Genomic DNA, 9936 nt, shown 5'->3' on the forward strand with positions numbered 1-9936 from the left:
CCCCAGGCCCACCCCCGTGGTGTTGTCCCGGTCCCCGAGACGCTGGAACGGCGTGAATATCCGGTCCCAGTCCTCCGGCCGGATCCCCGGCCCCCGGTCGGCCACCCGCAGCTCCACCCGCCCGGCCAGCTCCGAGGCGGTGAGCAGCACCGGCCGGTCCTGCGACCCGTGCTTGAGCGCGTTCGCGATCAGGTTCGCCACCGCCCGCTCCAGCAGCACCGGGTCGGCCTGCACCTCCGGCACCCCGGCCAGTTCCTGGAAGTCCACCTGGGAGCGGTCGATGCCCAGGCTGTCCAGCGCCATCGCCGCGACGTCCTCGATCGCCACGTCCTCCATGTGCAGGTTCAGGGCCCCGGCCTGCAGCCGGCTCATGTCCAGCAGGTTGTCCACCAGCCGCGAGAGCCGGTCCAGCGACTCCTCGGCGCCGGCCAGCAGCTCCGCGCGGTCCTCGTCGGACCACTCCACCGACGTGTCCCGCAGCGAGGCCACCGACAGCTTGGCCGCCGACAGCGGGGTCCGCAGGTCGTGGGAGACCGCGGCCAGCAGCGCCGTGCGCATCTTGTCCGCGGCCGCCAGCGGCACCGCCTCGGCGGCCTGCCGGGCCAGCCGCGAGCGCTCCAGCGCCACCGCCGCCTGGGCCGCGAACGCGGTCAGCACGTGCTGGTCGGCGGCCGGCAGCGCGCGCCCGCGCAGCACCAGCATCGCGTCCGGCCCGGCGTGCACCAGCACGTCGGCCTCGCCGGGCGTCCGGCACGGCATCGTCCCGGTCCCGGAGGTGGCCGCGACGATCCGCCACGCGTCCGGGTCGTCGGCCTCGTCCGGCAGCACCGGCGCGCTCGGGTCGATCCGCTCCAGCAGCGCCACCGAGTCCATGCCGAAAGTCTCCCGGAACCGGCCCAGCAGCGCCCCGATCGCCTCGTCCCCGCGCAGCACCGAGCGCGCCAGCTCGGACAGCGTCTCAGCCTCCGCCGAGGCCTTCCCGGCCCGCCGCTCCTGCCGCGAGGCGAAGTCCACCACCGAGGCCACGATCAGCGCGACCAGCGCGAACACCACCAGTGCCAGGATGTTCTGCGGATCGTTGATGGTCAGCCGGTAGAACGGTTTGATGAAGTAGTAGTTCAGCAGCAGCGAGGCGGTCAGCGAGGCGAAGAACGCCGACAGCAGCCCGCCCAGCCGTGCCACCGCGACCACCCCGGCCAGGAAGATCAGCACCTGGTTGGTCAGGTTCAGCTCGGAGCGCAGGGCGTCCAGGATCACGGTGAGCACGATCGGCACGATCAGCCCGGCCACCGGCCCCCACCAGCGCGGCCCGGTCTCCGGCTGCCGCAGCACCCGCCGGACCCAGGTCCAGCGGCTCTGGTCCGCCGCCGACCGCTCGTGGGTGACCATGTGCACGTCGATGTCGCCGGACTGCTGCACCACGGTCTCGCCGATGCCGTAGCCGCCGAGGAACCGCTCCACCCGCCCGCGCCGGGACACGCCGATCACCAGCTGGGTGGCGTTCTCGGCGCGCGCGAACTGCAGCAGCGCGTTCGGGATGTCGTCGCCGACCACCGAGTGGAAGGTCCCGCCCAGGGACTCCACCAGATCCCGCTGCTCGGCCAGCAGCGCCGGCGAGGCGCCGGTCAGGCCGTCGGAGCGGGCCACGTGCACGGCCAGCAGGTCCGAGCCCTTGGCGCCGACCCGCTGGGCGATGCGCGCGCCGCGCCGGATCAGCGTGGAGCCCTCGGGCCCGCCGGTCAGCGCGACCACGATCCGCTCGCGGGTCTCCCAGACCTTGTCGATGCCGTGCTGGTCGCGGTAGCGCTGCAAGGCCTCGTCCACCCGGCCGGCCACCCACAGCAGCGCCAGCTCGCGCAGGGCGCCCAGGTTGCCGGGCCGGAAGTAGTTGGACAGCGCGGCGTCGATCTTCTCCGGCTTGTAGATGTTGCCGTGCGCCATCCGGCGCCGCAGCGCCTCCGGGGCCATGTCGATCAGCTCGATCTGGTCCGCCGAGCGCACCACCTCGTCCGGCACCGTCTCCTGCTGCGGGACCCCGGTGATCTTCTGGACGACGTCGTTCAGCGACTCCAGGTGCTGGACGTTGAGCGAGACTATGACGTCGATCCCGACGGCCAGCAGCTCCTCGACGTCCTGCCAGCGCTTGGCGTTGCGCGAGCCGGGGATGTTGGTGTGCGCGAGCTCGTCGATCAGCACCACCGAGGGGTGCCGCTCCAAGATGGCGTCGATGTCCATCTCTTCGAAGTCCGAGCCCCGGTACTCCATCCGGCGGCGCGGCACGATCTCCAGGCCTGCCAGCATGGCCTGGGTGTGCGGCCGGTCGTGGGTCTCCACGAAGCCCACGACCACGTCACCGCCCCGCTCGGCGCGGCGCTGGGCCTCGTCGAGCATGTGGTAGGTCTTGCCCACGCCGGGGGCCGCACCCAGGTAGACGCGCAGCTTGCCACGCGCGCTCATCGCACCATCACTCCAGTCACCGCGGTCACGTCACTGATCGTCGCACGCGGGCGAATGAGTGGATAACCGCTGGCGTTTGCATCTCGTTTGCAATTCTTCAAACAACCCGGATCGCCTACCTCATCCCGTCGGCCAGCGGGCCCAGGGACAGCGCCGGGAGGAAGTTCAGCAGGGCCAGCAGCACCGCCGCGCCGGTGGCCAGTGCGACGAAGTTCACGCCCGAGGCGCGCAGCGTGCCGGTGGTCACGGCGCCCGGCTTCTGCCCGGCGAGCCGCCCGGCCAGCGCGAGCACGAAGACCATCGGCAGATAGCGGCCGACCAGCATGGTCACGCACATCCCGAGGTTGTAGAACGGCGTGTTCCCGGAAAGTCCCCCGAACGAACTGCCGTTGCTCTGGGTGGTGCTGGTCGCGGCGTAGACGACCTCGCTCAGGCCGTGCGCGCCGCTGTTGCCCATCCCGGCCCGGCCGGCCGGCAGCGCGACCGCGATCGCCGAGGCGACCAGGATCAGCGTCGGCGCGACCAGCGCGTAGCTGACCACGTACCGCATCTCGCCGACGCCGATCCGCTTGCGCAGGTACTCCGGGGTCCGGCCGACCATCAGGCCGCCGATGAACACCGCGACCAGGACGATCATGATCAGCCCGTACAGCCCGGACCCGGTCCCGCCCGGGGCGATCTCGCCGAGCATCATCGCCGCCATCAGCGTGCCGCCGCCGAGCGAGGAGAAGCTGTCGTAGGAGGAGTTCGCCGCGCCGTCGGCCGAACCGGTCGCCGACAGGCCGAACATCGTCGACCCCGGCACCCCGAACCGCACCTCGGTGCCCTCGGTCTGGCCGCCCACGGCCGTCGGCACCGTCCCGGAGTGCGCGCCCTGGGCCAGGCTCGCCGCGAGGAGCAGCCCGACGAACAGGATCCCGACCACGGTCAGCAGCGTCCAGCTCTGCTTCAGCGAGCCGACCAGGCGGCCGAAGGTGCGGATGAACGCGACCGGCACCAGCAGCATCAGCAGGATCTCGATCCCGTTGCTCCAGGCGTTCGGGTTCTCGAAGGGATGTGCGCTGCTGGCGTTGAAGAAGCCGCCGCCGTCGCCGGACATCAGCTTGATCGGCTCCCAGGACGCGACCGGTCCGCCGACGATCTTCTGCGTGCCGGCGCCGCCGGCCAGCGTGGGGGACAGCTGCGTCCCGTGCAGGTTCTGCTCGACGCCGAGCGCCAGCAGCACGATCCCGGCGACCGCCGCGATCGGCAGCAGGATCCGCACGATCGAGCGCACCAGGTCCACCCAGAAGTTGCCCAGGTCCTTGGTGCTGTGCCGGGTCAGGCCCCGAACCAGCGCCAGCGCCACGCACAGCCCGACCGCCGCCGAGGCGAACGCCTGCACCCCGAGCCCGGCCATCACCGAGACGTGGCCCATCGTGGTCTCGCCGGCGTAGTTCTGCCAGCTGGTGTTCGTGGTGAAGCTGACCGCCGTGTTGAGCGCGAGCATCCACCCCAGGCCGGGGTGCCCGTGGTCCCACGGCAGCAGGTCCTGCCAGAGGAACAGGAAGAACAGCGCGGCGATCGACATGGCCGTGAACGCCAGCGTCGCGGTCAGATAGCGGCGCCAGTCCTGTTCGCCGTCCGGGTCGATGCCGACGGTCCGGTAGATCGCCTTCTCGATGCGCCAGTGCCGGTCGCTGGTGAAGGCGCGGGCCATGTAGTCGCCGAGCGGGACGTGGACGGCCACCAGGACCATCAGCAGGAAGGCGGCTTGGAGCCAGCCGGCTGTGCTCATCTCAGTTCGCCTTCACGGGGTAGGTCCGGTCCAGATCCACGTTCAGCTGCAACACGTTCACGGCCGGCTCGCCCAGGAAGCCGAGGCCCCGGCCGGAGGTGTGCTTGTGCACCAGCTTCAGCACCTCGGCGACCGGCACCTGCCGGGCCGCGGCCACCCGCGGCGCTTGGAGCCGGGCGTAGTCCGGGCTGATGTCCGGGTCCAGGCCGCTGCCGCTGCCGGTGACCGCGTCGGCCGGGACCACCGGATGCGCCGGGGCGTCGCCGCGGATCGGGGTGACCACGGCTGCGCTGTAGTCCTCGCCGGGCTTGGCGCACTCGACCTTCGCGCCCTGGTACGTCGCCACGAACGGCGCGGCCGGGCAGGCCTGGTTCAGGCTGACGACCCGGGTCACGGTCCCGACGTTGCCGCCGGAGTAGTACACGCCGAGCACCGCGCCCACGCCGTCCGGCGTGCAGAACGGCCGCGCGCCGGAGACGTGTTCCAGCGTGCCGACCTTCACGCTGCGGGTGCAGACGTTCGTCAACAGCGAGGTCTTGCCGGGGTCGCCCGGGGTCGGCAGCGTGTCGACCACGTTCTCCGGGCCCAGGTTGCTCGCGCCGGTCGCGGTCGGGTCTTCGCCGTCGGGTCGCGACTGGAAGTACTGGGGGACGGCGTTCCCCTGGGAATCGGTGAAGCTCTGGCCGATCAGGCTGCTGCCGGCCGCGATCCGCGAGCCCTCGGCCTGGTGGTGCAGGAACGGCACGTGCGCCACCGCGACCGTGGCCAGCGGGTAGACGACCCCGACCAGCAGGGTCAGCGCGATCACCATCTTGAGTGCCGCGAAATAAGTCCGGAAAGTACGCATGCTGTCACATCCCCGGCAGGAACCGGACGAGGCACAGATCCAGCGCCTTGATCGCGATGAACGGCGCGATCAGGCCGCCGAGGCCGTAGACCCACAGGTTGCGGGTCAGCAGCGCCGAGGCGCCGGCCGGCCGGTAGCGGACGCCGCGCAGCGCCAGCGGGATCAGGGCCACGATGATCAGGGCGTTGAAGACGACGGCCGACATGATCGCCGACTGCGCCGAGTGCAGGCCCATCACGTTCAGGGCTTTCAGGCCCGGATAGACCACGCCGAACATGGCCGGCAGGATCGCGAAGTACTTCGCGACGTCGTTGGCGATGGAGAACGCGGTCAGCGCGCCGCGGGTGATCAGCAGCTGCTTGCCGATCTCCACGATCTCGATGATCTTCGTGGGATCGGAGTCCAGGTCCACCATGTTCCCGGCCTCCTTGGCGGCCGAGGTACCGGTGTTCATCGCCACCCCGACGTCCGCCTGGGCCAGCGCCGGGGCGTCGTTGGTGCCGTCCCCGGTCATCGCCACCAGCTTGCCCTCGGCCTGCTCGGCCTTGATCCGGGCCAGCTTCTGCTCGGGCGTGGCCTCGGCCATGAACTCATCGACCCCGGCCTCGGCGGCGATCGCCTTGGCCGTCACCGGGTTGTCCCCGGTGATCATCACGGTCTTGATGCCCATGGTCCGCAGCTCGGCGAACCGCGCCGCCAGCCCCGGCTTCACCACGTCCTTCAGCTGGATCACGCCCAGGACGCGGGCCTTGCCGTCCACGCACTCGGCGACCGCCAGCGGCGTGGACCCGGTCTCAGAGACCTGATCCACGACCTGCTCCAACTCGCGCGGCACGGTGCCGCCGGCCTGCCTCACCCAGTTCGCGATCGCCCGCGCCGCGCCCTTGCGCAGCTGCCGGACCTTCGGCTCGGTGAGATCGACCCCTGACATCCGCGTGGTCGCCGAGAAGGGGACCAGCTCGGCGCTGGAGCTCTCCGCCAAGTCGGCGAATCCGTAGTGCCGGCGCGCGAATTCGACGATCGAGCGGCCCTCCGGCGTCTCGTCGGCCAGCGAGGCCAGCAGCGCGGCCTCGGCGAGTTCGTCCTCGCCCGCCCCGCCGATCGGATGGAAGTCAGAGGCCTGACGATTGCCGAAGGTGATGGTGCCGGTCTTGTCCAGCAGCAGCGTGTGCACGTCCCCGGCGGCCTCCACGGCGCGCCCGGACATCGCCAGCACGTTGCGCTGCACCATCCGGTCCATGCCCGCGATGCCGATCGCGGACAGCAGCGCGCCGATCGTGGTCGGGATCAGGCACACCAGCAGGCCGACCAGGACCACGCCGGTGACGCCGTTCGCGGTCAGCGCGCCGGAGACGGGAGTGGCGCCGTTGGCCTGCTTGGAGAAGATCGCCATCGGCTGCAGCGTCACCACCGCGACCAGGAACACGAACGTCAGCGCCACCAGCAGCAGGTTCAGCGCCAGCTCGTTCGGCGTCTTGCGCCGCTGCGCGCCCTCGACCAGCGCGATCATCCGGTCCAGGAAGCTGCGGCCGGGATCGGAGGTGATCTCCACGACGATCCGGTCCGACAGGACCCTGGTGCCGCCGGTGACCGCCGAGCGGTCGCCGCCGGACTCCCGGATGACCGGGGCCGACTCGCCGGTGATCGCCGACTCGTCGACGCTGGCCACGCCTTCGACCACGTCGCCGTCACCCGGGATCAGCTGGCCGGCCTCCACGACGACGTGGTCGCCGCGCCGCAGCTCCTCGGCGGCCACCTGCTGGGCTTCCACCTCGGCGCCGAGCCGCCAGCCGATCAGCTTCCTGGCGTTCGTCTGCTGACGGGTGCGCCGCAGGCTGTCCGCCTGCGCCCGGCCCCGGCTCTCGGCCACCGCCTCGGCCAGGTTGGCGAACACCACGGTCAGCCACAGCCACACGGTGATCAGCCAGCCGAACCAGCCGCCGTGCCAGAGCGCGAGGACCGTGGTCAGCGCCGCGCCCACCTCGGTGACGAACATGACCGGCATGCGGACCTGCCGCCGCGGATCGAGCTTGCGCAACGCCTCGGGGACGGCCGAGGCCAACTGCCCGGGGCGCAGTGCGCCGGCACCGACGCGTGGGGCGCGCCCGGCGAGGACCTGACTTTGCATGTCCGGTAGCGCAGCATCCGCCGCGGGCGTCCAACACCCCCGCCAACGGTATGCAAATGGGACTCCGGGGATTGCGTATAGATAACAAACGGGTTGCGACGGCGCCCGGACCTGCCTCGTGATCGCGTTCACAAGGCTTGCTTGCATGCCGTAAGCATCCGGGCCGAGGCCGCTTGGATCATGTTGGCGGACCTGTCGCAGCCGGTTTCAGGCTCCTACCTTCGGAAGTGGGAAACCCCGCCACACGAGGAGCACACCGTGGACACCATCGCTCTGGAGCCTGACGAACGTACCGAGGACGACCGGCTCCTGCTGCTGGTCCCCGTCCGTCCCGGCCGCTGCGGCTCGATCGCCGTGCGCACCGGCCGGCTTCCCGACGGACGCCGGATCGGGCTCGCGTTCACCTGCGAGGCGGCCCTGGCCGCGGTGTTCGGGCCCGAACAGAAGTGGATCCCGCTGAACGCGCGGGTGGCGCGCTGGATGTTCGCCGAGGCCGGTGCCGAGGAGACGCGCGTGGACGCGATCCCGTTCGTGCCCGCGCCGGCTGCCGGGCCGCTTGCGACGCCGGTGCCCGCGCCGCTCCCGACGCCGCGTCCCGAGCGCGCGACCGTCGCCATAGCGCCGAAGCCGCTGGTGGCCCTGCAGACCCCCACCCTCACCCTCACCCCCACGCGCCGCCGTGCCGGCGCCCGCATCCGCCTGGCGGCCCGCCATGCTCACTGAACACCGCTCCACCGAGTCCGCGCCGCGCGTCTGGTACTGCGGCTGCCCCAACGACGATTGCGACTGCGATGAGGAACCAACTCCGGCTGTCCGCCGAGACGACACCGTGGCCGCTGACCACCACCGGCCTGCCGTCGCCGACGCCGACGCCGACGAGCGCGACGAAGACCCCTTCTTCACCCACTGCCACCGCTGATGAGGATCTGGCGGTCGGCGGGGTCCGGCTGGCGGAGATCGCCGCGACCTACGGCACCCCGGCCTACGTCCTGGACGAGGCCGACGTCCGGGCCCGCGCCCGGGCCTATCGTTCCGCTCTGCCCGAAGCTGAGATCGCCTACGCCGGCAAGGCCTTCCTCTGCCGCGCGATGATCGGCTGGGTCCAGTCCGAAGGCCTGTCGCTGGACGTGTGTTCCGGCGGCGAGCTGGCCCTGGCCCGGCACGTCGGCTTCCCGGCCGACCGCATCGTCCTGCACGGCAACGCCAAGACGCCCCGCGACGTGCAGGACGCGCTGGGCTACGGCGTCGGACGCATCGTCGTCGACTCCACCTACGAGATCACGCAACTCGCGGTCGCCGCCCACGCGGGTCACCCGCAGAAGGTGCTGATCCGGGTCACACCAGGCCTGGACGCCCACACCCACAAGGCGATCGCCACCGGCGTCGAAGACCAGAAGTTCGGCTTCTCCCTGGCCACCGGCGCCGCGGCCGACGCGGTCCGCCAAGTCCTGCACTGGCAACTCGCCGACCGCCCGGCCCTGGAACTCGCCGGCCTGCACTGCCACCTCGGCAGCCAGATCACCTCGGTCGACATCTTCGCCGAAGCCGCCCGCCGCCTGATCGCCCTGATGGCCTGGAGCCGCGACGAGTTCAACGTCATCGTCCCCGAACTCGACCTCGGCGGCGGCCACGCGGTCGGCTACCGCGACGGCGACCCGGACTTCGACCTGGAAACCTACGCGCGCACGATCCGCACCACGATCGCAAAGGCCTGCCACCAACACCGCCTACCGATCCCCAAGCTCACCGTCGAACCCGGCCGAGCAATCGTGGCCCGCGCCGGCGTGACCCTGTACCGGGTCCTGACCATGAAGCGCATCCCCGGCATCCGCACCTTCGTGGCAGTCGACGGCGGCATGAGCGACAACCCCCGCCCGGCCCTCTACGGCTCGGCCTACACCGCCCGCCTCATCGGCCGCACCTCCACCGCACCCCCCGAACCCATGACCGTGGTCGGCCGCCACTGCGAAGCCGGCGACGTCATCGCCCACGACCTCCCACTCCCCACCGACCTCCGCCCCGGCGACCTCCTCGCCGTCCCGTGCACCGGTGCCTACCAGCACTCAATGGCCTCGACCTACAACCAGGTCTGCCGCCCACCGGTGATCGCGGTCCGCGACGGCGTGGCCAGGGTGCTGATACGGCGGGAGACGCTGGAGGATCTTCAGGCTCGCGATGTGAGTTTGTAGCGGGGGTTGTTGCGTTGGTGGTTGGTGGTTGGTGGTTGGTGGTCTGGGACCGAACACCCCAAAAGCCGGGGCCGTGTGCGCTTCACCGCGGTGCGCACGGCCCCTTTTCTGCGGGCTTTTTGGGCGGGCTGGAGTTTGTGGGCCGGGTTGCGGTCTGGTTGTGGGTTTCAAGGCTTTTTACGGCCTTCGGTCATAGGTGTGCCGGTTCGGGGTTCGGGTCGGTGGGTGTGTTTGTCGGCTGCCGGTTCCCGCGTTCACAACCCCGCCCCACCTCAGGCCTCTTCAACTCCAGCAAGTCAGAGCAAGGGCAAGATCAACAGCAAAGTCAAGGTCAAGGGCTGTGATGAAGGGCCGGGCCTCCGGCGGGCCTCGGCAACCTCAGGGAAACTAGCGCGGTTCCCTAGGGTGGCTGATCTAGTCTCAGCGGCGGCGGTTCCTGAGGTGGTGCGGTCCGTTCCCCTCGGTCGCGTCGTCAGCCCGGGGGGTACAGCACCGGTGTCCGGGGGTAAAGTCCGCGCGCGGCGGACATGCAGGTAGG

Annotated in this window: 6 protein-coding genes; 2 read left to right on the forward strand and 4 right to left on the reverse strand. The window is 71.0% G+C overall.

Annotated features, from left to right (window positions below):
- The 4 genes from KGQ19_RS44920 to kdpB all read right to left on the reverse strand — a co-directional run.
- The coding region (locus KGQ19_RS44920) for a DUF4118 domain-containing protein (RefSeq protein ID WP_212021122.1) at window positions 1-2457 on the reverse strand (2457 nt) is incomplete at its 3' end.
- 115 nt (window positions 2458-2572) lie between these two features.
- A complete protein-coding gene (kdpA, locus tag KGQ19_RS44925; RefSeq protein WP_212021124.1) occupies window positions 2573-4234 on the reverse strand; it encodes a potassium-transporting ATPase subunit KdpA in 1662 nt (553 codons plus the stop codon).
- Window position 4235: 1 nt separating this feature from the next.
- Window positions 4236-5081 carry a potassium-transporting ATPase subunit C gene (locus KGQ19_RS44930; protein ID WP_212021126.1) on the reverse strand — a complete coding sequence of 282 codons (846 nt, stop codon included), beginning with the start codon at window positions 5079-5081 and terminating at the stop codon, window positions 4236-4238.
- Between the two features lie 4 nt (window positions 5082-5085).
- On the reverse strand, window positions 5086-7209 hold the full coding sequence (gene kdpB, locus KGQ19_RS44935) for a potassium-transporting ATPase subunit KdpB (protein WP_212021127.1): 2124 nt from the start codon (window positions 7207-7209) through the stop codon (window positions 5086-5088).
- Window positions 7210-7467: 258 nt separating this feature from the next.
- On the opposite strand from kdpB, the gene KGQ19_RS44940 reads away from it, so the two are divergent.
- Entirely contained in the window at window positions 7468-7932 is a 465-nt protein-coding gene (locus KGQ19_RS44940) for an SAV_915 family protein (RefSeq protein WP_212021128.1), read from the forward strand.
- Window positions 7933-8000: 68 nt separating this feature from the next.
- The gene (gene lysA / locus KGQ19_RS44945) at window positions 8001-9398 is read left to right on the forward strand and encodes a diaminopimelate decarboxylase (RefSeq protein WP_212021129.1); all 1398 of its coding nucleotides are present in this window, start codon (window positions 8001-8003) and stop codon (window positions 9396-9398) included.
- The last annotated feature ends 538 nt before the right edge of the window (window positions 9399-9936 follow it).

The sequence above is a fragment of the Catenulispora pinistramenti genome (genome assembly GCF_018274385.1).
GTDB classification, from domain to species: Bacteria; Actinomycetota; Actinomycetes; order Streptomycetales; family Catenulisporaceae; genus Catenulispora; species Catenulispora pinistramenti.

Excerpts from the sequence above, each read along its gene's own strand:
- kdpA (WP_212021124.1), bottom strand. The coding sequence starts at position 4,234 with ATGAGCACAGCCGGCTGGCTCCAAGCCGCCTTCCTGCTGATGGTCCTG.
- KGQ19_RS44930 (WP_212021126.1), bottom strand. The coding sequence starts at position 5,081 with ATGCGTACTTTCCGGACTTATTTCGCGGCACTCAAGATGGTGATCGCG.
- kdpB (WP_212021127.1), bottom strand. The coding sequence starts at position 7,209 with ATGCAAAGTCAGGTCCTCGCCGGGCGCGCCCCACGCGTCGGTGCCGGC.
- lysA (WP_212021129.1), top strand. The coding sequence starts at position 8,001 with ATGAGGAACCAACTCCGGCTGTCCGCCGAGACGACACCGTGGCCGCTG.